The organism is Streptomyces sp. NPDC059455 (assembly GCF_042750115.1).
GTDB classification, from domain to species: Bacteria; Actinomycetota; Actinomycetes; order Streptomycetales; family Streptomycetaceae; genus Streptomyces; species Streptomyces endocoffeicus.
The window spans coordinates 1-24,144 of sequence record NZ_JBHYVB010000108.1; the positions used below are offsets into that span (position 1 = coordinate 1).

Sequence of the window (24,144 nt, forward strand, 5' to 3'; positions counted from 1 at the left end):
GCCCCCTCGGCCCCCTCGGCCCCCTCGGCCCCCTCGGCCCCCTCGGCCCCCTCGGCCCCCTCGGCCCCCTCGGCCCCCTCGGCCCCCTCGGCCTCCTCGCCCCCTTCGCCCCGGAGTTCGCCGTCCCCCTCGGCGACGGGCGCGTACAGGTACTCGTCGGGAAGCTGCGGGGCGGCCTTCGGCTGATGACGGCCGTAAGGGCGCGGCCGCCCGGCGCGCCGATGCCGTCCCAGGCCGGTGGCCGCCGGGTCGGACCCGAGCGCGCGCAGCTGCATGGTGGGCTGGTCTTCGTATGGGGTCACGGTCGGTCTCTCCCGCTCGGCTCCGGACAAGGCCGAGGCGGGCCCGCGGCGCGCTGCCGCGGACCCGCCTCTCGAGGTGTGCGGGGTCAGCCGCCGATGGGGCGGCGGTGGGGCTTCTTCGGAGCCGGCTTCGGGCCCGGCTTGGGGGCGTGGTGCTTCTTCTTCGGCTCGGCCTTACGGGCGGGCTTGACCGGGACGATCTTGTGGAAGCTCATGATGGTGCCTTTCGGAATTCGCTGTTTCTTTGCCTCTGCCGGAGCCGTTCGGCTTCGACACGGAAGACGTTAGGAGCGATTTCCGTGAGGGAGATCGGACTGAGCTGTGCGTTTGCCCAGATGAGCGGACTCGGTTTCTACGGTCCGGAGAGTGCGGCCCTGGGCGCGAGCCGGGCCGCGCGTACGGCGGGCCACAGGCCGGCGAGCGCGCCGATCGCCATGGTGGCGCCGACTCCGACGCCCAGTGTCCAGGGCGGGACGACCACCTGCCAGTTCTGTGAGAGTGCGTATCCCGCCGACGCGCCCGCGCCGAGGGCGGCGCCGCTGATGCCGCCGAGGGCGGAGAGCATGACCGACTCGGTGAGGAACTGGGTGCGGATCTGGCCACGGGTGGCGCCGAGCGCACGGCGCAGGCCGATCTCGCCACGCCGTTCGAGGACCGCGATGACCATGGTGTTGGCCACGCCGACACCGCCGACCAGCAGGGCGATGGCGCCGATGCCGACGAGCAGGCTGGTGAAGGCCTGGTTGGCGGCCTGCTTGGCGCTCAGCGCGTCGGAGGGCCGGGAGACCGTGACCTCGTTGGGCGCCTCGGGTTTGACGGTGGCGGCGAGGACTCCGCGTACCTGGTCGACCTTGCTGTCGGCGGTGCGGGTGTAGATCATCGTGGGGCGGCCGTCGAAGCCCAGGTGGGTCTTGGCCGCGTCCCAGCCGATGAGCGCCGCCGAGTCCAGCTCGGGGGCGAGCGGCGCCTTCTTGAGGATTCCGGTGACGGTGAACCACTGCTCCCCGAGCCAGATTTGGCTACCGGGGGCGGTGATGCCCAGGTTCTCGGCCGCGGTGGTGCCGAGGACGACGGCCGGATAGCGGCTCTGGGCGCCGTTGAGCCACGTTCCAGCGGCCATGTGGAGCCCCACGGTCCTGGGCAGGCCGAGTCCGGTCCCGAGGACACCGATGCCTCTGCTGGCGGCCTTGGGAATGCGGTCGTTGCGGTAGACCTTGGCGTCCTTGACGCTGCCCGTGGCCGCGGCGTTCTCGACCGGGGCGATGCGCCGGACCATCGCGGCGGCGTTTTCGGGCAGTGGCGCGGGTTCGCCGACGAAGTCCTTTCCGGGCGTCACGGTGAGCATGTTCGTACCCACCGAGGCGAGTTGGGCGTTGAACGCGGCCTGACTGGAAGCGGATACGGCGACCACCGCGACCATCGCGGCGATACCGATCGCGATACCCAGCGCCGACAGCAGCACTCGGGTGGGGCGGGTGCTCAGCCCCACGCTGCCCACCCGCAGGGTGTCGGCCAGGCTGAGCCTGCGGGGGGCGAGACGGGCCGCGGTGAGGTGCCGCGGGTCGAGGCGGCGGCTCACCGCAGTACCCCTTCGGTGATCCTGCCGTCGCGTACGCGGATACGGCGGGGCAGTGCGGCGGCCAGTTCCTGGTCGTGGGTGATGATCAGGACGGTCGTGCCGGCCGCGTTGAGTTCCCGCAGAAGTTCCACCACGGACGCTCCGGACGTGGTGTCGAGCGCTCCGGTGGGCTCGTCGGCCAGCAGCAGCGGCGGGTCTCCGACAACCGCGCGGGCGATGGCGACGCGCTGTTTCTCACCGCCCGACAGTTCGTTCGGGCGGTGGTCGAGGCGGTGCCCGAGGCCGACCCGGCGCAGAACCTTTTCGGCTCGTGCGCGGCGTTCCTTGCGGGGGACGCCCAGGTAGAGGAGTCCATCGGCGACGTTGTCCAACGCGCTGACCCCGTCGGCCAGGAAGAACTGCTGGAAGACGAAGCCGATGGACCGGGCCCGCAGCGCGGACAGCCTGTTCTCGCTCAGGCCTGCGATGTCGTGACCGTCGATGCGTACGGTGCCGGACGTCGCCACGTCCAGCGTGCCGATCAGGTTGAGCAGGGTGGATTTGCCGGAGCCCGACGGGCCGACGACGGCGAGGAGTTCGCCCCGATCGACGCGGAAGGACACCTGATGGAGCACCTGTACCCCGCCCGGATACACATGGTCGACGTCTTCGAGCTCCACCAGCGACGGTTCCACCAGCGACGGTTCTCTCGGCGCGGGTCCGGTCGACGTGGGTCCGGTCGGCGCGGGCCCCGCCAGGGCCGGGGTCATGCGGCGACCCCCACCGTGGTGCCGGCCGTGAGGCCGCCGCCGCTGACCTCGACCCTGCCGTTCGCGAACATGCCGAGCTTCACGGCGCTGACTGTGCCCTTACCGTCGGCACCGATGACCTCGACGCCGTAGCCGCCCTCACGGAGCGCGAGCAGTGCGGTGATCGGCACCGTCAGGACGTTCTCCTTCTTCTCGCTCTGGATCCCGACGGTGACCGGCGCTTCGGTGATGTCCGCGACGTCGCCGTCCAGCTCGATGTCGACCCCGATGGTGGATTTGTCCGCGGCGCCGTTCGCGCCCGGTGTCTTCTTCACCGTCGTACCGACACTGGTGATCGTGCCCTTGACCGTTTTGCCGTCGGGGAGGGTGACCGTGGTCGTGCCGTCCTTCTTCACCAGCGACCGGTCACCGATGTCCAGGTCGACATGAACCTGGCGCTTGGACGAGGTGCCGGTCAGCACGGGTCCGCCCGGCCGGACGTCCGAGCCGACCGGGGCCTTGCGCCCGCCGATCCTTAAGGGTCCGGAGGCGAACACGACCCGGCCGTCCTCCACCTTCCCGGTCTGCGGAAGGCCGAGAGCCTTCTGCCAGCGTTTGACCGCCTGCGCGGTGAGGTCGGTGAATTCGCTGTCGGGGGTGAAGCCGCGGTAGCCGAGGGCCTGGAGGTTCTCCTCCAGCTGACGTACGTCCTCGCCCTTGTCGCCACTCTTCATGTCCCGGTACGCGGGCGACTTCCCGTACAGCAGGACCACGGGCTTTCCGTCCACGCCGTAGAGCTGCTCGCCGCGCGAGACGGTGCTGCCGATGCCCGGCAGACCGGTGACGGTCCCGGCCAGCCGGCCCATGACCGAGGTGCTGTCCTTGAAGCCGAGCGTTCCGTCGACCTGCTTGCTGTTGATGAGCGTCTGACGGGTGACCTTGTCCGTGTGCTGGGTCGGCTTGTCCGAGCCCGCCGCCGGGGCGGTGCCGGTGCCGGCGGTCGCGTAGTACACGCCGCCGCCGGCCGCCGCGACCAGGACGGCCGCGATGATCCAGTGGCCGCGGCGCCGGCGACCGCGTGGCCGGTGGCGCGGGGCGGCATCGTGGGAGGCGTCCCCGCTCTCTTCGCTCCGGGGCGCGGTGCCGCTCTCCGTGGTGGCGATCACAGGCCGGTCTTACCGCTGGACATGGCGCCGCATGCCTTGAGGGCGTCCTGCGTCTTCTTCGATTCACCGTCCGGGATGTTCATCTTCCCCTCGTCGGTCGGGTCATTGGCCTCGACTCCCTTGTCGCGCAGGCACTTGGCCAGCTTCACGTCCTTCGCCTTCTGCTCAGGGGTGTACTGCGGGGCCTGGCCGTCCGCGTTCGGCATGAACTGCTTGCACTTCTCGAGCGCCGCCTGGAACTTCTTCGGGTCGGAGGGCTGAGTGAAGTTCTCCCCGTCAGGGTCCGGGTCGGGCATGTCGATGCCCTGTCCGCGCATGCAGGACGCGTACTTCAGCCGGGCCTTCTGCGTCTCCTCCGGGCTCTTCTCCTTCTGGGAAGCGCCCGCGGATGGCTTCTTCTCGCCACCGGCGCTGGCGACATCGTTATCACCGCCGCCTCCGCCACAGGCCGACAGGATGAGGACCATGCCCAGGGCGGCCGAGGCCAGGGCACAGTGCTTACGCGGAGAGAGGACAGACATGGGGACCTCACGGTTGGAGTAGAAGCCGGTGCTTGCTCCGTGAGCGAACCAGTAGGCCGTGCGCAGGGAGGTAAGCGTGGGAGGCCGTCACGCCCCGCCATGCTTATCCCTCTGTAATCGCCTCCCTGCTTGCATGGCTGGGCCGGGGTCCGATCCACCCGGTTTGTTACCTTCAGTAACTGCCGCGTAGCCACCCCGAGGAAGCTCCCCCATGAGGGTCCTGATCGCCGAAGACCACCACATCCTGGCCCGTACGATCGCCACCGGCCTGCGCCGCGAGGCCATGGCGGTCGACCTGGCCGGCTCCGGGACATGGCCGAGCGGATGTGCCTGCTCAACGCCTACGACATCATCGTCCTGGACCGGGATCTGCCCGTCATGAGCGGCGACGAGGTGTGCCTGCGCCTGCACGCGCTCGAGGACCCGCCCCGCATCCTCATGCTCACCGCCGCCGGTTCGGTGGAGGACCGGGTGTCCGGGCTCGATCTCGGCGCCGACGACTACCTGGCCAAGCCCTTCGACTTCGCCGAACTCCTCGCACGGATCAGGGCGTTGAGCCGACGCGTACCCACACCACCGCTGAAGATCCTGCGGCACGGCGGCATCGAGCTGGACCGGGGCCGTCGCGAAGTCCGCGTCGACGGGGGGCCGGTGGAGCTGAGCCCGAAGGAATTCGCCGTCCTTCAGCTCCTGATGGAGGCGCGCGGCGAAGCCGTGACCCACCGTGCCCTGCTGGACCGTGTGTGGGACGAGAACATGGACTCGCGCACCAGCGCCGTACGCGCCACCGTCAGCAGGCTGCGTGGCAAACTCGGCCGCTCCGAGGCGATCTCCATGGACGACGGCAAAGGTTACCGGCTGTGCTGAATCCCCTGTCCCTCGTCAGTCCTTGGCGCCTGCGGGCCGTGCTGCGCGACCGTCTGACCTTCCGCGCCAAACTCGCCGCCGCCTTCACCGCGCTGTTCTTCTGCGCCGGAGCCGCACTGCTGATCTTCGTCACGGTGCTGGCCCGGCAGGGAACCATGGAGCAGTTCGCAAGCATCACGACGGACTATGCCGGCGGGCCCACCGATCCCCGCCCCACCTCCTCGGCCTCGTCGGGCCCCGCGGCCCCGACGAGTCCCGGCCCCGCGGCCCCGACGAGTCCCGACCCCGCCGCCTCAGCAGGGCTCCGGCAAAAGGCCGAGGACGACCGGCTGGCCAGGGTGGAGGTCACCAACAGGCTCCAGGAGACCGCCATACGGCAGATGGTGGTGTGGTCGGCGGTCGGCCTGGCCGTCATGGCCGTACTGTCCGGCGCCATGGGCTGGTGGCTGGCCGGCCGGGCCCTGCGCCCCGTACGCAAAGTCATTCTCGCGGCCCGCCGGATGAGCGAGGAGAACCTCCACGAACGCCTTCAACTCACCGGACCACAAGACGAGTTGCGGGAACTGGGCGATACCTACGACACCATGCTGGACCGCCTGGAGAGGTCCTTCACCAGCCAGCGCCGGTTCGTCGCCAACGCCTCCCACGAACTGCGCACCCCCCTGGCCGCCCAGCGCACCAGCATCGAAGTCGGCCTCGCCGACCCGCTGCCCGCCCATCTGATCCCGGTCCGCGAGGACCTGCTCATCACCAACCGCGAGGCCGAACACCTCATCGCCGCACTCCTGCTGCTCGCCCGCAGCGACCGCGGACTCGACGAGACCAAGGACACGGACCTCGCCGAACTCACCCGGCAGGCCGCCGACGAACTCAGCTCCCTCGCCACCGAACACACCGTCAGCACGGCGGTGCACACCACGCCCCTGTCCGTGAACGGAGACCCGGTGCTCCTCAAGCACCTGGCTTCCAACCTGGTACGCAACGCCATCCAGTACAACCACCCGCGGGGCACGGTCACCGTGCGCATCGACGATGCCCGCCGACTGACCGTGACCAACACCGGCCCCAGCATCGACCCCACCCGCGTGGACAGCCTGTTCGAACCCTTCCGCCGCCTCGACCGCGATCGCACCGCCGTTCACGGCCACGGCCTGGGCCTGTCCATCGTCCGCTCCATCGCCACCGCCCACGGCGGCACGGTGACCGCCGCCCCGGGCCCCGCGGGCGGCCTCCGCGTCGAGGTACGGCTGCCGACGGCGCGGTGACTCACGGCGGTGGCGCCGGGACCGGGCGCCCGCGCTGTCATGCCCGGCTCCGGACCACTGTCGACCGGTGGATCGAGATTCAGCGGTTCTTCCCGAACTGCAGCCCCGCACCGGTCAGATCGGCCCGAATCCCCTCCGGGGAGACGCCGATGTTCGTCAGCCGGATGCCCTTGGCCTTTTCGGGCAGCTGGAAGGAGAGCTCCAGCTTGTTCGTCAGCTCCGGCACCTTCATCCGCGCCAGCGCCGCCGCCACCGTCGGATCGATGCCGAGCTTCCTGGCCAGCTGGGGATGGTCGTTGGCCGCCTGGACGAGGTTGACCGCGAGCAGCGCGGGGACGAACCGCGGCGAGCCCGTGATCTCGTCCAGCTTCCGCTCGTCGTTCAGCGCCTGCCCCGCCTCCGCCGGCGACACCCCGAGCTTCTCCGCCACCGACGGGATCGACAGCAGCGCCTGCGCCTTCTCGGAGTCCTCGCTGATCTGCTTGGCCGCCTTCTTGTGCAGATACAGCCCGGGGCGCGGCTCGGGGCCGGGCCGGTAGGTGGCGATCCCGGGGATGTCCAGCCGCATATCGGTGACGCTGGTGGAGATCCCACGGTCTCCCTGGCGCCGGATATGTGCCTGGGCGTGCAGCGACACCTGCTGGCCCGCGACCGGCAGCTTCCCGTCCGCGCGCACCGAGCTGGGCCCCAGCGCCCGGAACCGCACCTGGGAGGCGCCCAGTTCACGGCTGAGGTCCTCGAAGGACAGCAGCACATCGCCCTTCATCCGGCCCACCGTCGCGCCCCTGAAGGAGCTGGGCAGATCCCCCACGATCCGGATGTCCTGGACCTGGGCGCGCACCTCGGCGAGCGAGACCCGGTCGGCCGCCACGTCCGGCACGGCGATGTCGACCTGCTGGAGGTCCTTGCCCAGCACCTGGGTGAGGAACGGGAAGCCATGGATGGTCACGTTCGGTGCCGTGGCCAGATTCAGCTTCTTCTGCAGCTCCTGTTCGGCCTTGCGCTCGGCGTACATCACCGCCCAGCGGTCGCCCAGCACCAGCAGCAGCGCCAGCACGACCAGCCCGATCAGCGCCTTCGCGGTGCGCGGCACCGCCCGGAAGCGGCCGCGCCGACGCCGGGACGAGCGGCGGTGGTTGGGCGGTGACCACTGCTCGCCGTCGTCCCCGGAGCCCGAGGCGGCCGGCTTGTCTCTGCGCCCGCCGAGGTCGGCGTCGTCGTCATCGTCCGACGTCAGGCCGAGGCCCAGGGGATCGTCCGGATCGTATGGGTCGGCCAGGTCGGCGAGTTCTTCGTAAGGGTTCCGGTAATGAACAGCAGGTGAACCACCGTGAGGATCTGAGGGCTGGGGTGAAGATATGCGTGTGGGGGATCGCATCACTCAATACCACCACGGCACACTGCTCCACCCGCAAGCCCTAGCGGCGATACGTGGCGAACGGCACGTTCCGATTTTGCCTTCCGTGCAGGTGCCGTTTCTCAGCGCGTGCCGCGTGAGACCGCCCTCGCCTCGGTGACCGTCACCGCCCTGCCGTCCATCTCACAGCCGTCGAGCTGGGCCATCGCCTTCTCCGCGGCCACCTCGTCCATCTCCACGAACCCGAACCCCCGCGAGCGGCCGCTCTCCCGGTCGGTGATCACGGTGGCGTCCAGCACCTCGCCGAACTGCCCGAACAGGGTCGCCAGGTCCCGTGTCGTCGTCTGGTAGCTCAAGTTGCCCACATGCAGTCGTTTGGACATGACCGGCTCTCCTTGTTCTCCGTGGTTCCCAGAGGAGCGAACCGGGTCAATCCTCTCAGCGAGGTATGAAACCGGCCATCCACGTGAGCTGAACCGGTCATCCCGTACGGCCGCTCAGTGCAGCGTGCCGAGCTGCTCCACGGAGTACGGCACGAGCGCGTCCACGCGTCCGGTCAGCACCTTCTCGGCCCACTCGGGGTCGGCGAGCAGGGCCCGCCCGATGGCCACGAGATCGAACTCGTCCCGCTCCAGCCGGTCCAGCAGATTCTCGATGTCCGCCACCTGGGCCGACCCGCTGCCGGTCCCCGGCACGAACGTCGGCAGGAAGTCCTGGTTCAGACCGACCGAGCCGACCGTGATCGTCGACTTCCCGGTGAGCTTCTTCGTCCAGCCCGCGAGATTCAGGTCCGAGCCCTCGAACTCCGGCGCCCAGTACCGCCGGGTGGACGAGTGGAAGACATCCACCCCCGCCTCCGCCAGCGGCGTGAGCAGCGCCTCCAGCTCCTGCGGGGTCTCGGCCATCCGCACGTCGTAGTGGTACTGCTTCCACTGGGACATACGGAAGATGATCGGGAACTCGGCGGAGACGGCCTTACGGCAGGCCGCCACCAGCTCGGCCGCGAAGCGGACCCTCGACGCCGGGTCGCCGCCGTAGGCGTCGGTACGGCGGTTCGTGGCGCCCCACAGGAACTGGTCGATCAAGTACCCATGCGCCCCGTGCAGTTCGACCCCGTCAAAACCGATCCGCTCGGCCGCGGCTGCCGCGTCGGCGAAGGCGGCGATCACCGCGTCCACGTCGCCCTGCGTCATCGCCTGCCCGACCGGCCGCCCGTCCAGCCCGACACCGGACGGGCTCAGCACGGGCGCCTCGGGGTACGGGGGAGCCCCTTCCTCCCGCGAAACCCCCACATGCCAGATCTGCGGCGCGATCCGCCCACCCGCGAGATGCACCTGCTTCACGACCTCGGCCCACCCGGTCAGGGCGTCCTCCCCGTAGAACCGCGGCACGCTGTCGCTCAGTCCGGCCGATGGGTGATCGACATAGGTCCCCTCGGTAATGATCAGCCCCACCCCGGCGGCGGCGCGACGCGCGTAGTACGCCACCACATCGGCATTGGGCACCCCGCCCGGCGAGAACATGCGGGTCATCGGCGCCATGGCGATCCGATTGCGTACGGTGAGCCCACCCACGGTGAACGGACGGGACAGAACCTGGGCCGCGCGCTCGGCACTACTGGTTATGGACACGTGAATACTCCTTGACCGGACGTCATCACCGCGCGGAATCGCGCGGCCCGACCAAGCTAAAACCTGACGTCAACGTCAGAGGCAAATACCGGAGGCCGCCTCCGAAGAGTTCAGCTGGCCCTTCGGGTGGAGCCGAGAAGCTCGCGGTAGCGCTTGGCGTGCACGGCGAGGTTCTCGTCCGAGACGGTGCGGGCGCCATGCAGAACCAGCGGCTCGGCGAGACGCATGCCGACCAGGCGGGCGGTGGCGTCGAGGGGCGCCAGCAGCTGGGTCATCGTGAAACGGGAAGTGGGATCGACGGCAGCGTACGACTCTTCCGGCCCGCCCGTGGAGGTGACCAGCTGGAGGGTCTTGCCGCGCAGCGCGGAGCCGCTGCCGCCGTAGGCGAAGCCGTGGGTGAGGACCTGGTCGATCCATGCCTTGAGCACTGCGGGGACGGAGTACCAGTACCAGGGGAACTGCCACACGATCCGGGCGTGGTCGCGCAGCAGTTGCTGCTCACGGGCGATGTCGAAGCGGCCATCGCGGTAGGCGGGGCCGAGCTCATGGACGGTGACGTGTGCGAGGTCGCTCACGGCCTCGGCCAGGCGGGCGGTGATGCGGGAGGAGGCCAGGTCGGGGTGGGCAACGACAACCAGGGTGCGCATCGGGGTGATCCTTGACTGTGGTCGTGTGATGTGACGGATCGTTCCGTCACGGAGTTTGTGACGGAACGATCCGTCTGTCAAGCTGGGGCCGTGCCCACCGCGCGCCGCGTCATAGCAAGCAGAAGGAGCGCACCATGGCTCGCAAGACAGCGGAGGAGAACCGGCGCCACGTCCTGGCCGTGGCGAGCCGCCTGTACTACCAGCGCGGCATCCGCGCTGTCGGTATGGACCTGGTCGTCAAGGAGAGCGGCGTCGGCAACGCCACCGTCTATCGGCAGTTCCCCACCAAAGACGCTCTTGCCAGCGCCTACACACAGGACCGCGCCGATGCCTGGTTCGCGCGTATGCGCCAGGTCGCCGACCAGGCCGACGACCCGCGCGAGAAGCTCCTCGCGATCTTCACGGCCGTCATCGAGGAGACCAGGCTGCCCACCTTCCGCGGCTGCCCCATGCTCAACACCCACACCGAGTTTCCCGACCCGCAGCATCCCGCGAACCGTGTGGCGGTCACCCACGAGCAGCGGGTCCGCGACTGGATGCGTGACTTGGCGGCCGACGCCCGCGCTTCCGACCCCGAGCAGCTCGCCGACGACCTGACGCTCGTCCTCAACGGCGTCTACGTCACCGCCACCGTCCTCGGCCCCCAGGGCCCCGCTCAGCGCACCGGTGAGCTCGCCCGTCGCCTCATCTGGACCGCCTGCGACGAATCTGGCCGCGCCTGACGGGGCACCCCTTGGAAATCGCTTGATGTATGAGTTGCGCCAGATCAAGCGTTTTCGAGAGGGGTACCCAGGGGGCCGCGCCCCCACGGGCCCGCCGGTCGGCAATGTGCCTTGCGCCCCGGCTGGTGCATACGCGCTCTACTGCCCCTCGACGGGCGAAGCCCACACTGGTTGCCTGACCAAGGATGCGAGGGGGCCCGACATGGGAACGCACGGCAAGCCGCCCACACCGAACCCGCAGCCGAAGCAGCCGAGCCCGCGGGACTCGGACGGACAGCATCCGGATGTCTCCAGGCCGGGCGGTGGGACGCACCGCACGTGACCGACCTGGCAGGGCTACACGCGCGGGCGGCCGAGACGCTCGATATCACCGAGCCGTGGGTACGGCGCGCGTTCGAGGCCGTCCCGCGACACGAGTTCGTCCCCGGCACCGTATGGGTGGTGGACGGCGGCGTATACCGGCCGCTCCGCCGAGAGGACGACCCGGAACGGTGGGCCCGCATGGTGTACGACCCCGCACAGGCCATTGCCACCCAGGTGGACGACGGGGCCCCCGCCCCCGTCGGTGGGGATGTGCCCACCAGTTCCATCTCGGCACCGACCGCCGTGGTGACCATGCTCGCCGAGCTGGACCTGCGGCCGGGACATCGAGTGCTGGAGATCGGGGCGGGCACCGGGTACAACGCGGCGCTGCTGGCCGAGCGGGCGGGCGTTGAGCGAGTGACCACCCTGGAGATCGACCCGGACGTGGTCGACTGCGCACGAGTCGCGCTGCACCGGACCGGGTACGGCGGGGTGAGGGTACTCGAGGCGGACGGCGAGCAGGGCTGGCGCAGCCGCGCGCCGTACGACCGGCTCATGGCGACGGCCTCGGTGACGTCGATCCCGGGGGCGTGGGTGGAGCAGGTGCGGCCCGGCGGCCTGATCCTGGCCCCCTTCCGCACCGCGTTCTGCTCGCATGGACTCGCGCGGCTGACCGTCTCGGAGGACCGCGCCGAGGGCCGGTTCGCGGGCGCGGTGACGTTCATGGCGGTGCGGGGCCAGCGCGCGCGCCCGCGCATCGATGCGGTCTTCTCCACGGAAGCGTGGGAGGAGAGCCGCGAGAGCAAGGCCGATCTGGACGTCGCGGTTCTCGCCGACCCACACGCCGAGTTCGCGGTCGGACTGAGGCTCGCCGACGTGGCGCACTGGCCGCAGGACGGTGGACACTGGTGGTGCAGCCGGGACTCGTGGGCATACGCGACGGATGGCGCGGTGCATCAGTGGGGCCCGCGAAACCTGGCCGACGAGACCGCCGAGGCCCTCGCCTGGTGGGAGGGTGCCGGGCGGCCGGAACTGTTCGACTTCGGGCTGACGGTCACGGCCGACGGCCACCGGGTGTGGCTCGGCGATCCCTCGGCGGCGTGGCCCTTGCCGGCGGCGTAGCCGGTACCCCTGCCCGCGGTGTAGCCGGACCGCCGTCCCGCCCGCCGGACCGCCGTCCCGCCCGCCGGGCCGTCCGGCTCACCCGCCGGGCAGCCTCCGCCGGGGGTGCCGCATCGGGTGGGTGCGGTGCATGGGTCGGGTGCGGTGCGTGGGCTGGGTGCGGTGCGTGGGCCGGGTGCGGCGCCGTCTCGCGCGCTTCGCGCGATTGAGCAGCGGGGCAGGGGGCGGGGGCGCAGGGCGCGTTGCCGACCGCCGGGCCGGCCGGAGCGACCGCCGGCGGCGGCATCCGTGTGCGGGGGCGAGGCCCTCGCCGGACCGCCGGACTCAGGGGGTACCTCTCCCGAAAACCTTTGACAAGGTAGTTGCTTCAGATCAAGTGTTTTCGGAGGGGGTACCCGGAGGGGGCGCCCCACCGGGCCGCGCTCCGGATCGGCATCGGCCCCCGGGCGGCCCCCGCCCGCCGCTGCTCAATCGCGCGAAGGGCGCGAGACGATGCCCGCGCCTGACATCCGGCCCGTGCTCAGAGGGTGCGGTCGAGGCGGCCAGTCTTTATGGCACGTATGAAGCCGCCGAGCGCGGCGGGCGTCGTACGGACCACCGCTTCCGGCTCGTCGCTCTCGCGTATGTGGATGCCATTGCCTGTGGCGGCGAGTTCCATGCAGTTCGGCCCCGCGCCATCGCTGAACGAGGACTTCTGCCAGGTGAGATCGGACATGACGTCCTTCGCTTAGTAGGTGTACAGGATGTGCTGGATCAGGCCCCAAGAGTCGCGCTTCTCGTGGCGGTCCGGGGATCCATCCGTCACCACCGCTGGCAGCGCGCTCTTGCTCAGACCTTCGAACGTTTTGCCGTAGTGGGCAATCGATTTGTCGTCGTCCAGGCGCAAAGACTCCACCGGATGCTCAAGAACGACCGTCTCCAGCCCGGGCACGCCCGGCCCGAGGATCAGGAATGGCGTCCCGAACCAGGCTCGCGCTCCACTCTCGAACGGCAGGATCTGGATGTCCGTGCCCGGACGTTCCGCCGCTCGAATGAGATGCGCGAGCTGCCCTCGCATGACGTGAGGGCCGCCTACCGAGATACGCAGAGCGGCCTCGTGGATCACCGCGTGGAAGGTGACCGGTGCGGACGCGAGGATCTCCTGGCGTGCCAGCCGGAAGCGCACCGCGGTTTCGATGTCGTCCTCGGACGCATCGGGCAGCGAGCTGCGGAAGAGGGCGCGCATGTACGACTCGGTCTGCAGCAGCCCGGGGATCAGAAGCGTCTCGTGGCTCTGCAAGTGGGCCGCCCGCGACTCCAGCTCAGCTAGATCGAGCGTGAACTGCGGGAAGCGCTTCCGATACGCCGACCACCAACCCTTGCCGCTGCTCTCGGCCATGCCGACAAGCTCGTCGATGTACGGCTCATCTTTGCCCCCGTAGGCGTCAATCAGCTCGCGGAGGCGGTCGGTTGGGATGGCTGTTCGCCCCGCCTCGATGTGGCTCAGGTGAGGGGCGCCCATGCCGATCCGCTTGCCGCCGTCGGCGATCGACAACCCTGTCTGAAGCCGTAACTTCTTGAGCTCAGCGCCAAGTCTGCGTTGCCGTTCGGTGATGAGCGTTCGCAGCGCCACGGCCGGTCCTCCAGGGGAATCGGTGTCAGTGTGCCCCGCACGGGTGGGGCAGTCCAATCATCTTCGCGGATCGGTTGCAAGATTGCTGAGACTTGCCATACCTTGGGTGTTGCCTTGCTCACACAGAGTATTGAGCTACGAGCGCCACGGAGGCGTCGCATGGGAGCACCCGCACACCCGGAACACCCGCACCGTTACACCCTCTCCGCCCCCGCTCTCCCCACCTCACCCCGCCTGTGCCGCGACTTCGTGCGCGGGGTTTTCACCGCCTCTGGGCTGGATCAACTCGCCGAGGCGGCAGCCCTCTGCACGTCGGAGTTAGTGACCAACGTTCATCGGCATGGCAAGGGCGACGTACGGATGGCCGCCACCGTCCAGCACGACCGCGTCCGGGTGACCGTCCACGACGACAGCCCCGAACTCCCCTCGCCCCGCCGCGCCGCGAACGATGAGACCAACGGACGCGGCCTCTTCCTGGTCACGGCCCTCTCGGACGTCTGCGGTATGACCATCGACGAACCGGCCGAAGGCATCGGCAAAGCGGTCTGGTTCGAATTCAACGTCCCGCCCACGCACACGAAAAGCCCCGTATGAACCCCACCCCCGCCGAGCGGGTCGCCGCAATCCTCCGCGACGAGTTCGCCACCCACGGCGTACGGCTCCCCGACATACGCGCCGACCTCAGCGACCCCCGACAGCCGCAACTGGAACTCGGCACCGTTCCCCTTGGCACCGGCTTCGCGCTGCTGCGCGTGCTCACGGACTATCAGCGCCTGCTGAAGGCCGAGAAGGCCGGACTGGACCGGAGGGGCTAGTGGGCAGTTCTCAGGTGCCCAGAACTTGGCGGGCACGAAGCGTCTCAGGGTGATCGGGGCCAAGGACCTGCTCGCATTGCGGCAGGACTGCGCGTGCCAGGGCCTGAGCCTCTTCGATTCGGCCCGCCCGAGCAAGCAAGGTGGCCACCTCAATGTGGCCTCTGGGGACGAACGGGTGATCAGGCCCGAACAATCGCTCACGGGTGGCAACGGCATCGCGCATCGACTCAATGGCCTCTACCCACTGGTGGAGTTCTGCGCACACCATGCTGAGCAGCGAGAGTGCAGCGAGTGTCAGGGGATGTTCGGGGCCATGCAGGCGCTCGCGGTCTGCCAGGTTCTGCCGTGCCAGGGGCTCGGCACGCTGCGCGTCGCCGAACTGAAGCAGGCCGTAGGCGTAGTTGAGGCGGGCATCCAGCGTCGTAGGGTGATCGTGACCGAGGGCTTGTTCGCAGTCCGTGACAGTGTCTGGTGCTGTGCGCCCGAATTCCTGGTCTTCTCCGACTTCCGCCAGCAGCACCATAAGGATTGAGCGGCTCTTGAGCGTCTTGGGATGAGTGGCGCCGAGGACCGTCTGCTGCCCTTCCGCTGCTCTTCTCAGTAGGGCCAGATCTTCTTCGTAGCGTTGCATGAGGTGCAGTGGTTGTCGTAGGGCGAAGCAACTTTCCAGGGTGTTCGGATGGTGGACTCCCAGGACACGTTCGCGGACCTGAAGGACGCGACGATGCAGCTGCTCGGACTCCTCATAGCGACCGAGCCGGAACAACGAGCGCCCGACACGATGCCGCGCGCTCAGCGTCAGAGGGTGCTCAGCGCCCAGCATCCGCTTTCCCACCCCGGCGGCCTCCTGAGCCAAGGCCAGGGCGGCGGCGTAGTCACCGGTCTCGTGGATGCGTTCCGAGAGGCGTACGGCTAGATCCACCACCTGATCCGCCGCGCCACCGTCCACGCGCCGCAGCAGCCCCGCCGTGTGCGGGACCAGCAACCCCACGTACCCGTCCCCGCCCCCGGACCCGGCCTCCGCCGGAAGGGCCGCCTCGAGCAACGATGCCGCAGCCTCGGTGAGCGCAACGCGCTGGTCAGCGGGGATGCCCGAGGAGATGCTGTCGAGGAGCACCCCGTGCACCTGGACGCAGCGCACCGGCGGCTCACCGTCCGCACCCGGAGGCGCGGAGACGATCGTGGCCAGCGAGTGGTCGATCAGCCCGCGCAGCGCCGGTTCGACACGCGCGGTGTCCAGCAGGCCCGTTCCGCCCAGCGATGCCGGAGCCAGAACGGCGAGCGGCAGTGGGTCCGCGCTCCAGCAGGACAGCAGCCGCAGCAGCGTCGTGGCTTCGGGGAGGCCCTGGCCGGTGAGGGCGTCCAGGGACAGCTGCCAGGTGCGGCTGACCAGGTGACGGGACTCGGAACGGCCGGAGTCGAGCGCCGCTCCCTGGTCGATGAGGCCGATCGGGTCGTCTTCGAGGCGGGTTCGGTATTCGTCCATGGACCAGGACTCCAGTAGCTGGTGGTGCAGATAGGAACCCGCGAGGGTCAGCGCGAGCGGCAGACAGCCGAGGCGGATGGCGACCTGTTCGGCCGCCGCCGGAGTGCCCGCATGCGGCGCGAGGTCACACAGGACCTGCGCCGCGTCCTCGCTCGGCAGCACGTCGACGGGGTGGAGGATCGCGCCTCGCCAGACGCGCGAGGTCGCGTATCGCGTGGTGACCAGCACCGTGCCGCGAGGGCTGGCACGCAACCAGCCGCCTTCCGCCAGAATCGCCGGATCGTCAGCGTTGTCGATCACCAGGAGCCAGGGCTCCGGGGAGTGGCCCAGGTGGTGCCATACGAGGTCCGCGGCGGCGCGTTGCCCGCTGTGCGCGGCGGCCAGTTCGCCGGGGCCCGCGCCCCGGTCGGCGGCGACAGCCAGCATGCCCGCGCGCAGGGACAGCCGCTCCGAGGCGTTGACCCACAAGCCGATTCGGGCCTGGTCGTGGACAGCCTCGGTGAACAGGGCATGGGCCACCGCCGTTTTGCCGCAGCCGCCCATGCCGTGCAGTACGTGGATCTGTCCGTCGTCGCCGTCCACGGCCGTCCGTAATCGCCGCATCAGGTCCGCGCGGTCGCGCAGGACGGAGGGGACCCGGCCGACCAGCGGGATCCGTACGGAGTCCGGGCCCGCTCCCATGCCGGAGAGCGACGGAGACGACGGGGCGGCCGTCTCAGCGAACAGGGAGGCGCCGGGGCCCGGCGCGTAGTGGTGATGGTGTTCGGTGATGTGCTGGTCGCCGGTCGACTGGAAGACCCGGCCCTGTCCCGAGGCGCGGCCCTCCGTGTGCGGGGGCGGCGGGCCGCTCACCGCTCGGTGGGGTGCTGGTCGCGGCCCGCCTGGTGGACGCGGCCCCTGCCGGACGTCTCGGCGCGCATACGAATGGTGGTGTTCATCGCCTGATCCTTGCCCGGCGGGGACGGGATCGACTCGTCCAGGATCCGGTGCGACTCGTCGACGACGTCCGCGATCTGCGACTTCATCCCGCCCCCTCATCCCCACCGACGTGGGCTTTTCACGATATGTCTACGGCGTGTGGTCCGTGGCCCTCACTCGCGGCGACTGGCCGGTCGGCGGTGCGGCGGGCCTCGAAGCCGTCCAGGATGGACTGGAAGCCGTCCAGGACGGACTGAAGGCCGAACGTGAAGGTGTCGTCGGGCGCCGCGGCGTACTCCGTGGCGGCCGTGGTGCCCAGCCGCTCGCGCAGGCGCGGGAACCGCATGGCGGTCTCCTGGGCATGTGTCATGGCGTCGGCCATCAGCCGCTCGGCATCCGCGCCGTCCTTGCTCAGCCGGCGGTTCAGCGAGACCTGTGCGGCGGGGCCAAGCGCGCTGCCGAGTACGAAGGTGAGCACGGTGGCGGCCGCCCGGTCCGCGTCGGCGGCGGTGAAGCCCGCCTTTTCGTAGATGGAGAGGCTGAGGTCGTTGTGTCGGGCCTGGCCGGGTCCGTACAGGAAGTGGCTGCCGAATGCCTGGACGAGCCAGGGGTGCCGGGTGAGCATCGCGTGCATGCCTGAGGCATGGGCGATGGCGGCCGTGCGCCAGTCGGTGGCGTCGAGATCGGGCAGCTCGACCTCGTGCCAGATCGCGTCGCTGGCGAGTCGGACGAGGTCGTCCTTGGTCTTGATGTGCCAGTAGACGGCCGTGGCTGCCGAGCCGAGCCGTTTCGCCAGGCTCCGCATGTTGAGACCGTCCAGTCCCTCGTCGTCGAGCAGTTCGACGGCCGCATGGATGATCCGGTCTGCGGTCAGTGTGTCTCGCGCCATGGCCACCACCTTACTTGTACTTAGTTCATGACAGGGCTTGCACTTTGTTCAAGCAGTTGTCTACGCTCCCTCTCGTACTTAGTTCAAGTGCCTGGAAGGGGAGCCATGCCACAGGAGAAGCTGTCGGAGTTCGTCAAGGCGCACGCCACGGAGCTGGGAGTTCCCGGTGTCGCCGTCGGGGTGCTCCTGGACGGGCAGGAGATCTACGCCTCGCACGGCGTGACGAGCCTCGGCAACCCGCTGCCGGTCGACGAGAAGACGCTGTTCCCTCTGGCGTCGGTGTCCAAGACCTTCACGGCGACCGCGTTGATGCGCCTGGTGGCCGAGGGGAAGGTGGACCTGGACGCACCGGTGCGGGCTTACGTCCCCGAGCTGAAGCTCGCCGACGAGGAGGCCGCGGCGCGGATCACCGTCCTGAACCTGCTCAACCACACCGCGGGCCTGGACTGGAACTTGATCGACGACGGCGAGGGCGACCGCTCCCTGGCCGGGCTCGTGGCGAAGCTGCCCCAGCTGCCGCTGATCGCGCCGCCCGGGGCCCGCGCCTCCTACAGCCAGGCCGGGTACAACCTGGCCGGGCGGATCATCGAGAAGATCACGGGCCTGCCCTTCGAGCAGGCCATGGCCTCACTCGTCCTGGAGCCGGTGGGCCTCGCGGACACCGTGTACGGCCTGTCCGAGGTGATGGTCCGCAAGTTCGCCGTGGGCCACAACCGCGGCGACGACGGCGAACTGCGAGCCGCCCGGCCCTGGGGAGCGTTCAAGGAGGGCGCGCGCGGCGACAACCCCGGCGGCGGCCTCGCCTCCTCGGTGAGCGATCTGCTGCGCTGGGCACGGTTCCAACTCGGCGACGGCGAGGGCGTGTTGCCCGCATCGGCGCTGCGCCGGATGCGGGAGCGGACGATCGAGCTGCGCGCCAGCACGCTCGGCGACGGCTTCGGCATCTGCTGGTTCCTGCACGACCTGGACGGCCTCCACGGGATCGGCCACGGCGGCTCGGGCAACGGCCAGTTCGCCGAACTGCTCATCGTGCCCGAGCGCGACTTCGCGGTGGTCTCCCTGGCCAACGCCGGTCCGGACGGCTACCCCTTCAACCAGTCCGTCGTACGGTGGGCACTCGAGCACTGCCTCGGCATCGTCGAGAAGCCGGCGGAGCCTGTTCCGTACGACCAGGGACAGGCCCAACAGGTCGTCGGCCGCTACGAGATCGACGCCATGAACCTCCACATCGCCACCGAGGGCACCCGTCTCACCCTGGCGGTCGGGATCAAGCCGGAGATCCGCGAGGCATCGGACGAGGAAATGCCCCCGGACTACCCGGCCGCGGCCATCGGCTTCCTTCCCGGCGACGGCGACGAGTACATCGTCACCGAAGGCGGCCTCAGGGGGCAGCGCGGCTACTTCTCCCGCGACGTCAACGGCGTGATCACCGGCGTCGACCTCGCCGGCCGGCTCTTCAGCCGGGTCTCGGACCCATCCTGATCACATCCCGCCCCTCACCCCCGCGACGTCGGCTGTTCACGATGCGTCGGTCGTGGTGCCGGTGGGATCGGCCCGGTGACCGGTAGGCCTTGGCGCGTTGTCGGCCGCTGTCACCGTGACGCCGGGGAGCGCGTGCGGGTCCGTCACATCCGCGTTGACGATGGTCACGGTCTCCAGGTCGTGGAGGTCGGCCAGGGGAGCCACGTCGAGGGGCTCGGGGACGATACGGCTGGAGAACGTGACGTTCAGATGGCGCAGCCGGGGGAGCGCCGTGGCCATCCAGGCGGTGTCCAGCACGCGCCCGGCGAAGTACAGATCCAGCCAGGTGATCCCGGGCGGGAAGCGGTGCCCCTCGAGGTCGGCCGCCATGACGGTGATCTTCAGCCGTTCCAGCGCCGGCAGCCTGTCCAGGCCCCTGGGCGCGTCCGCTCCGGTCGGCTTGGCCGCCAATGCCACGTCGTAGACCAGGGTGCGGAGGGGGAGTTCGGACAAGGGGGTCAGATCACGGGCCGCAGGACAGCTGGTCAGATAGAGCGTGTCGAGGCGCGTGAGATGGCTGAGCACGCCCAGGTCGCTGACCACGTCGTTACCGTTCAGCCGCAGCCGGGTCACCTCCTCACCGTCGAGGCTGTCCCTGATCTCATCCTCGGTGAAATCCCCGCGCAGGATCAGCCACGGACGCGGACCCGTGTCCAGGAGCAGCCGCAATTGCTCCATGGACTCGGCCACGAAGTACAGGCCGTCCCGGTCCAGGCGGAGGATCACCTCATGGAAGTACCGCTCGGTGTCGTACCGCCCCCAGCTCGACGCCAGTTGCGCACGCACCTCGACCGCCGGGTGGTCGGCGAATCGGGCCAGATAGGGGATCGCCGCGTCCACCGGTATGCGTGAGGCCGTCACCACGCAGCACTCCGCCACCTCGTCCGTCAGCCCCTCCGGCCCCGGAAGGAGCTCCAGCACCAGGGGGCCCACCGTGGCCAGCTCCCGTGCCCGGGGGATGGTCAAGGGCGGGACGAACGCCATCGCGTTCCGCGTGACCTCGTCCCGTATGGCCGGGTCCAGGTCGGGCGCGTGCTCCAGGCAGGCCATGGCCAGCAGATACACACGAAGCGCCGACTCGGCGTCGCCTTGGCGCCGGGCCATCTGCAGCAGCTTGCTCAGCAACTCCGCCCGCTCGCGCGGCCGCCCGTGTGCGACGGCCATGCGGATGACGTCCTCCCACTGCGCGTCGTGTGCGTTGCGGATCAGCAGGCCGACGTCCCACGCCTCCACCGCCGCCTTCGCGCCCAGGTAGTCCTGGAAGGTGCGGTGGACGAAGTCCACCGTGCTCACGGACGGCTCGCGCAAGAGGCCGCTCCGCAGCAGCAGATGGCGCAGGATGGCGGGCGCGTCGCCCAGGGCGCGGGCGGCGGGCACCGACGGGAGGGCCTCCTCGATGAGGTGTTCCGCGCGGTCGCGGTCCAGCTCGGCCTCGCCGTTGCGGATCAGGTAGTAGGCGAGCCGCTGGAGGAGCTGGATCTGCGGCTCCTCGTCCAGCTGGACGTCGCCCGGCGCGTAGATGTGGCGCTCGGTGTCGCGCCGCGTCAGCAGCATGGACAGCGCCGCGTCGTACAGCGCCTTGCGGCCCGGCGGCAGATAGCCGCGGCGGGCGCGGTGCAGGGCGCAGATCAGGCCGCACATCAGGGGGTTGGTGGCGAGCCGGGTCAGGTCCTGTTTGGTGCGGACGGCGGTGTGCAGGGCCGATTGATACGCGTTCAGCTCCGCCCGTTCCTCCTCCGTACGGCAGGTCTGGCGCGCCGCCTCGTGCCAGCGGTCGATGAACGCCGCCATGTCCTCGCGGCTCATCGGGGACAGCGTGAACTCTGCGAAGTCCTGCGCCCCCAGCCAGTCCTCGGCGACGGCCGAGGGGCGGGAGGTGACCAGCCACAGATTGCCGGGGTAGGCGATGAGTAGGTCGGCCAGCCAGGCGCGGGTGCGCTCGCGGTCGCGCTCGGGGATCTCGTCGATGCCGTCGATCAGCAGCAGCCCGCGGCCGGCGGTCAGGACGCGGTCGGCCCAGCCGGGCGGCTGGGCGCCGTCCAGGGGGTTGTGGACGGAGGCGAGGAAGGAGGCCGGGGAGGGCAGGGATTCCTGGCGGGCGATCGTGCGCAGGGGGAGGACGAAGGGGACGCGGCCGATCAGCTGCTCCAGGCCGCGCAGCGATTCCTGCCGCGCGGTGCAGACGGCGAGCCACTGCACGAGCGTGGTCTTGCCGGAGCCCGCGATTCCGCGCAGCAGCACCCGCTGATGGCCGGAGAGCGCCCGGTCGGCGGGGAGGACGGCGGGGGGTGCGGCAGGGAGGACGGTATGCGTTGGGGCGGGTGCCTCGCTGAACGGGTCGCCCAGCGGGCGCTCCTCGCCGGACGAGACCGCCTCCAGACTGAGATACGCCGCGTCCAGCGGCCACGTGGCCTCCGCGTGGCTGAGGTCGATCCCGACGATCGTCAGCGTGGAGTGCTTGCCGATCATGTATTCGGCGTACCGCCGCTCGAACCCCGCGTCCTGCGCGGATTGCGACGGGATGCGCTCGATCAGGATGTCGATCTTGGTGATGAGATCGCTGAGCTGGCCGCTCTGCTCGACGAGGGAGCGGGCGACAAAGGTCGAGCGCTGGGTGAAGAAGTGCAGGATGTGCAGGCAGGCCGTGTCCAGCAGACGCTCGTGGAGCGCCTCGCCGCCCTGGCTGAGGCGCAGTGTGTCCCGTCCCCGCGTGCGGGTGGCGTGGGTCAGCTCATGGGCCAGTCCGCGGTGACCGAGCTGCACCGCCTGGACGTCGTTCATATCGAGGTCGCCGAGCGCGTACAGCGTGGTGGCCAGCTTCTCGGCGACGAGCTCGTCCTCGTCGGCGGGGCAGGGCCGCTCGCCGGGTCCGGCGTGCCGGGTGGCCTGCGCGACCAGTTCGGCGGCCAGCTTGGTGAGGTCCTTCTCGGTCAGGGTGCGCTTCTCGCCCCGGAACGAGATGAGGGAGGAAATGCGGACCGGCTGGTTCACCAGCCCGGCGCCCGGCCCCTCCTTGACGAACAGCTTCTTGATGAGCGGTGTGACGACGCTCGACGCGAGGCGAGCGCCAATGGTTGCGGGATCCACGTCCCATTCCCCCCGGTAGTTGTGTGCCCCCCCGGCCGCGGAGGGCCGCCGACAGCGTACAGCGGGGTAAGGCCCTTGGTCCCGAACCGGACATCCGAAAGTCCCTGCGAAGGTGACATCCGGCACAGGCCGTGCGGGGTCTACTACGGAAAATAGGGGATCTCGCAGGTCAGAGGTGTGATGGGAGTTTCTGGGAATTCCGCACGGGATACGGCTCCCCATAAGCAATTCGCTACGTACCCACTTAGTAGAAGAACACCTTGGCCTATTAACGAGAACGGGATAACAAGAGGCGTCCCAAAGACGCTTCTGGAGGTACATCCCATGGCCCCGCGCGCCACAAACCGCCGATTCTCGCTTACGTCCGTGTCCAGAGGGCGTGCCGCCGTGGTCGCCATGGGTCTGGGGGCCTCGCTCGCGCTCGGCGCCGGCACGGCGTTCGCCGTGGGGACCGGCACGGCCGCCTCCGCCCCGTCCGTCAGCCAGGCCGCCGCGAAGGCGCCCGCTCCGAAGGCCTCCGCGAAGGCGAACGCCTGGGAGACCCCGGTCGACAAGTACTCGATAGGCGCCGCCTTCGGCCTGGCGGGCAACCTCTGGTCGCACAACCACAGCGGTCAGGACTTCGTCGTGCCGACCGGCACCCCGGTGCGCGCGACGCACGGCGGTGTGGTCGTCAAGGCGGGCCCGAACGGCGGCGGTGACGGCCCCGCGTACGGCAACGCGATCGTGATCAAGCACGACAACGCGACGTACTCGCAGTACGCCCACCTGTCCCGGATCGATGTCCGGATCGGGCAGTCCGTGAGCACCGGCCAGCAGATCGGCCTGTCCGGCAGCACCGGCAACTCGACCGGCCCCCACCTGCACTTCGAGATCCGTACGACGCCGAACTACGGCTCCGCCGTCGAGCCGCTCAAGTTCCTCCGCGACCACGGCGTCAAGGTCTGACACTCAGACCTTGACGCATCATGCGTCATCCGTGGGTCGATGGCGTATGCGCCTGCTTCATCAGATCGAGGGCGACCTCGAGGACAGCCTTCCGCTTGTCCTCGGGGTCGCCCTCGACCGTCTGCAGCGCGAACATCCGCGCATGCATGCTGAACAGCGCGGTGATGCTCCGGACCTGGTCGACCAGGGGCGCCTCGGGGTCCCGGACCAGGGCGGACATCGCGAGCATCCGGTTCTTGAAGATCTGGCCGATGCTCAGCTCGCGCACCGTCGCCTGGTTCTCCTGCATGAAGCGCATCAGCGGCTCGCCGATGTCCATGGCGGCGCTGTAGCGGCGCAGCAGCTCCTGCTTGGTCTCCAGGGTGCGCGGCTGCTGCTCGCCCCAGGCGATCAGCTCGTCCATCGGCCGGCCCAGGTCCTGGAACAGGCTGAGGACGATGTCCTCCTTGGTCTTGAAGTGGTAGTAGAGGGCCGCCTTGGTGACCTCGAGCTGCTCGGCGATCTCGCGCAGTGACGTCTTGTCGTAGCCGTGCTCGGCGAAGAGTTCCAGGGCGACGTCCTGGATGCGCTGACGGGTGTCGCCCCGCCGCGGTGTGCTGCCCATGGTGCTCTCCTGATGCTGGTGTGGCTGCCGTCGGCAGGCCGAACGTAACTTACT

23 protein-coding genes and 2 pseudogenes are annotated in these 24,144 nt (G+C 69.7%); 8 read left to right on the forward strand and 17 right to left on the reverse strand.

Annotated features, from left to right (window positions below):
- The 6 genes and pseudogenes from ACFXB5_RS31780 to ACFXB5_RS31805 form a co-directional block, all read right to left on the reverse strand.
- A pseudogene (locus ACFXB5_RS31780) lies at nucleotides 1-302 on the reverse strand (hypothetical protein); the annotation flags it as partial.
- 86 nt (nucleotides 303-388) lie between these two features.
- Nucleotides 389-517, reverse strand: a complete 129-nt coding sequence (locus tag ACFXB5_RS31785) for a hypothetical protein (protein ID WP_385214253.1) — start codon at nucleotides 515-517, stop codon at nucleotides 389-391.
- 137 nt (nucleotides 518-654) lie between these two features.
- Nucleotides 655-1,881 (reverse strand): ABC transporter permease, encoded by a 1,227-nt coding sequence (locus tag ACFXB5_RS31790; protein ID WP_385214256.1) that lies wholly within the window; start codon nucleotides 1,879-1,881, stop codon nucleotides 655-657.
- Nucleotides 1,878-2,630: an ABC transporter ATP-binding protein gene (locus ACFXB5_RS31795; RefSeq protein ID WP_385214257.1), complete on the reverse strand. Its 753-nt coding sequence runs from the start codon at nucleotides 2,628-2,630 to the stop codon at nucleotides 1,878-1,880. The genes ACFXB5_RS31790 and ACFXB5_RS31795 overlap by 4 nt, the downstream gene beginning before the upstream one ends.
- Nucleotides 2,627-3,775, reverse strand: a complete 1,149-nt coding sequence (locus ACFXB5_RS31800; RefSeq protein WP_385214260.1) for an efflux RND transporter periplasmic adaptor subunit — start codon at nucleotides 3,773-3,775, stop codon at nucleotides 2,627-2,629. Before ACFXB5_RS31800 ends, ACFXB5_RS31795 begins: the two co-directional genes overlap by 4 nt.
- Nucleotides 3,772-4,296 (reverse strand): hypothetical protein, encoded by a 525-nt coding sequence (locus tag ACFXB5_RS31805; protein WP_385214263.1) that lies wholly within the window; start codon nucleotides 4,294-4,296, stop codon nucleotides 3,772-3,774. Before ACFXB5_RS31805 ends, ACFXB5_RS31800 begins: the two co-directional genes overlap by 4 nt.
- Before the next feature lie 211 nt (nucleotides 4,297-4,507).
- On the opposite strand from ACFXB5_RS31805, the pseudogene ACFXB5_RS31810 reads away from it, so the two are divergent.
- Together ACFXB5_RS31810 and ACFXB5_RS31815 are read left to right on the forward strand one after the other, a co-directional pair.
- Nucleotides 4,508-5,163, forward strand: a pseudogene (locus ACFXB5_RS31810) (response regulator transcription factor).
- The gene (locus ACFXB5_RS31815) at nucleotides 5,157-6,428 is read left to right on the forward strand and encodes a sensor histidine kinase (RefSeq protein ID WP_385214266.1); all 1,272 of its coding nucleotides are present in this window, start codon (nucleotides 5,157-5,159) and stop codon (nucleotides 6,426-6,428) included. Before ACFXB5_RS31810 ends, ACFXB5_RS31815 begins: the two are co-directional and overlap by 7 nt.
- A gap of 79 nt (nucleotides 6,429-6,507) precedes the next feature.
- On the opposite strand, the gene ACFXB5_RS31820 is transcribed toward ACFXB5_RS31815, so the two are convergent.
- From ACFXB5_RS31820 to ACFXB5_RS31835, 4 genes are all read right to left on the reverse strand, one after another.
- Complete coding sequence (locus tag ACFXB5_RS31820; RefSeq protein WP_385214268.1) at nucleotides 6,508-7,806, reverse strand: DUF2993 domain-containing protein; 1,299 nt, start codon at nucleotides 7,804-7,806, stop codon at nucleotides 6,508-6,510.
- A gap of 101 nt (nucleotides 7,807-7,907) precedes the next feature.
- Entirely contained in the window at nucleotides 7,908-8,168 is a 261-nt protein-coding gene (locus ACFXB5_RS31825; RefSeq protein ID WP_020869496.1) for an RNA-binding protein, read from the reverse strand.
- A gap of 114 nt (nucleotides 8,169-8,282) precedes the next feature.
- Entirely contained in the window at nucleotides 8,283-9,416 is a 1,134-nt protein-coding gene (locus ACFXB5_RS31830; protein ID WP_385214271.1) for an NADH:flavin oxidoreductase, read from the reverse strand.
- 110 nt (nucleotides 9,417-9,526) lie between these two features.
- Nucleotides 9,527-10,063, reverse strand: a complete 537-nt coding sequence (locus tag ACFXB5_RS31835) for an NAD(P)H-dependent oxidoreductase (RefSeq protein ID WP_385214274.1) — start codon at nucleotides 10,061-10,063, stop codon at nucleotides 9,527-9,529.
- A gap of 134 nt (nucleotides 10,064-10,197) precedes the next feature.
- Here ACFXB5_RS31835 and ACFXB5_RS31840 point away from each other — a divergent pair, with 134 nt between their 5' ends.
- Together ACFXB5_RS31840 and ACFXB5_RS31845 are read left to right on the forward strand one after the other, a co-directional pair.
- The gene (locus ACFXB5_RS31840; RefSeq protein WP_086884109.1) at nucleotides 10,198-10,785 is read left to right on the forward strand and encodes a TetR/AcrR family transcriptional regulator; all 588 of its coding nucleotides are present in this window, start codon (nucleotides 10,198-10,200) and stop codon (nucleotides 10,783-10,785) included.
- Between the two features lie 318 nt (nucleotides 10,786-11,103).
- Nucleotides 11,104-12,210 carry a methyltransferase domain-containing protein gene (locus tag ACFXB5_RS31845; RefSeq protein WP_385214277.1) on the forward strand — a complete coding sequence of 369 codons (1,107 nt, stop codon included), beginning with the start codon at nucleotides 11,104-11,106 and terminating at the stop codon, nucleotides 12,208-12,210.
- A gap of 520 nt (nucleotides 12,211-12,730) precedes the next feature.
- Here the strand turns inward: ACFXB5_RS31845 and ACFXB5_RS31850 are convergent.
- The gene (locus tag ACFXB5_RS31850) at nucleotides 12,731-12,925 is read right to left on the reverse strand and encodes a DUF397 domain-containing protein (protein WP_385214280.1); all 195 of its coding nucleotides are present in this window, start codon (nucleotides 12,923-12,925) and stop codon (nucleotides 12,731-12,733) included.
- Nucleotides 12,926-12,937: 12 nt separating this feature from the next.
- Nucleotides 12,938-13,822 carry a helix-turn-helix domain-containing protein gene (locus ACFXB5_RS31855; protein WP_385214283.1) on the reverse strand — a complete coding sequence of 295 codons (885 nt, stop codon included), beginning with the start codon at nucleotides 13,820-13,822 and terminating at the stop codon, nucleotides 12,938-12,940.
- A 159-nt stretch (nucleotides 13,823-13,981) separates the two neighbouring features.
- On the opposite strand from ACFXB5_RS31855, the gene ACFXB5_RS31860 reads away from it, so the two are divergent.
- The gene (locus ACFXB5_RS31860) at nucleotides 13,982-14,416 is read left to right on the forward strand and encodes an ATP-binding protein (RefSeq protein WP_385214286.1); all 435 of its coding nucleotides are present in this window, start codon (nucleotides 13,982-13,984) and stop codon (nucleotides 14,414-14,416) included.
- Nucleotides 14,413-14,637: a hypothetical protein gene (locus ACFXB5_RS31865; protein ID WP_385214289.1), complete on the forward strand. Its 225-nt coding sequence runs from the start codon at nucleotides 14,413-14,415 to the stop codon at nucleotides 14,635-14,637. The genes ACFXB5_RS31860 and ACFXB5_RS31865 overlap by 4 nt, the downstream gene beginning before the upstream one ends.
- A 10-nt stretch (nucleotides 14,638-14,647) precedes the next feature.
- On the opposite strand, the gene ACFXB5_RS31870 is transcribed toward ACFXB5_RS31865, so the two are convergent.
- The 3 genes from ACFXB5_RS31870 to ACFXB5_RS31880 are packed head-to-tail and all read right to left on the reverse strand — an operon-like array spanning nucleotide 14,648 to nucleotide 17,930.
- Nucleotides 14,648-16,975 carry a tetratricopeptide repeat protein gene (locus ACFXB5_RS31870; protein ID WP_385214292.1) on the reverse strand — a complete coding sequence of 776 codons (2,328 nt, stop codon included), beginning with the start codon at nucleotides 16,973-16,975 and terminating at the stop codon, nucleotides 14,648-14,650.
- Nucleotides 16,972-17,148, reverse strand: coding sequence for a hypothetical protein (locus ACFXB5_RS31875; protein ID WP_385214295.1), 177 nt, complete (start codon nucleotides 17,146-17,148; stop codon nucleotides 16,972-16,974). Before ACFXB5_RS31875 ends, ACFXB5_RS31870 begins: the two co-directional genes overlap by 4 nt.
- Nucleotides 17,149-17,180: 32 nt before the next feature.
- The gene (locus ACFXB5_RS31880; protein ID WP_385214297.1) at nucleotides 17,181-17,930 is read right to left on the reverse strand and encodes a TetR/AcrR family transcriptional regulator; all 750 of its coding nucleotides are present in this window, start codon (nucleotides 17,928-17,930) and stop codon (nucleotides 17,181-17,183) included.
- Between the two features lie 105 nt (nucleotides 17,931-18,035).
- Here ACFXB5_RS31880 and ACFXB5_RS31885 point away from each other — a divergent pair, with 105 nt between their 5' ends.
- Nucleotides 18,036-19,412 (forward strand): serine hydrolase domain-containing protein, encoded by a 1,377-nt coding sequence (locus ACFXB5_RS31885; protein ID WP_385214300.1) that lies wholly within the window; start codon nucleotides 18,036-18,038, stop codon nucleotides 19,410-19,412.
- A gap of 36 nt (nucleotides 19,413-19,448) precedes the next feature.
- On the opposite strand, the gene ACFXB5_RS31890 is transcribed toward ACFXB5_RS31885, so the two are convergent.
- The gene (locus tag ACFXB5_RS31890; protein ID WP_385214303.1) at nucleotides 19,449-22,538 is read right to left on the reverse strand and encodes an NACHT domain-containing protein; all 3,090 of its coding nucleotides are present in this window, start codon (nucleotides 22,536-22,538) and stop codon (nucleotides 19,449-19,451) included.
- 324 nt (nucleotides 22,539-22,862) lie between these two features.
- Here ACFXB5_RS31890 and ACFXB5_RS31895 point away from each other — a divergent pair, with 324 nt between their 5' ends.
- Entirely contained in the window at nucleotides 22,863-23,486 is a 624-nt protein-coding gene (locus tag ACFXB5_RS31895) for a M23 family metallopeptidase (protein WP_385214306.1), read from the forward strand.
- A gap of 25 nt (nucleotides 23,487-23,511) precedes the next feature.
- Here the strand turns inward: ACFXB5_RS31895 and ACFXB5_RS31900 are convergent, their stop codons facing one another.
- A complete protein-coding gene (locus ACFXB5_RS31900) occupies nucleotides 23,512-24,090 on the reverse strand; it encodes a TetR/AcrR family transcriptional regulator (protein WP_385214309.1) in 579 nt (192 codons plus the stop codon).
- Nucleotides 24,091-24,144 lie beyond the last annotated feature (54 nt).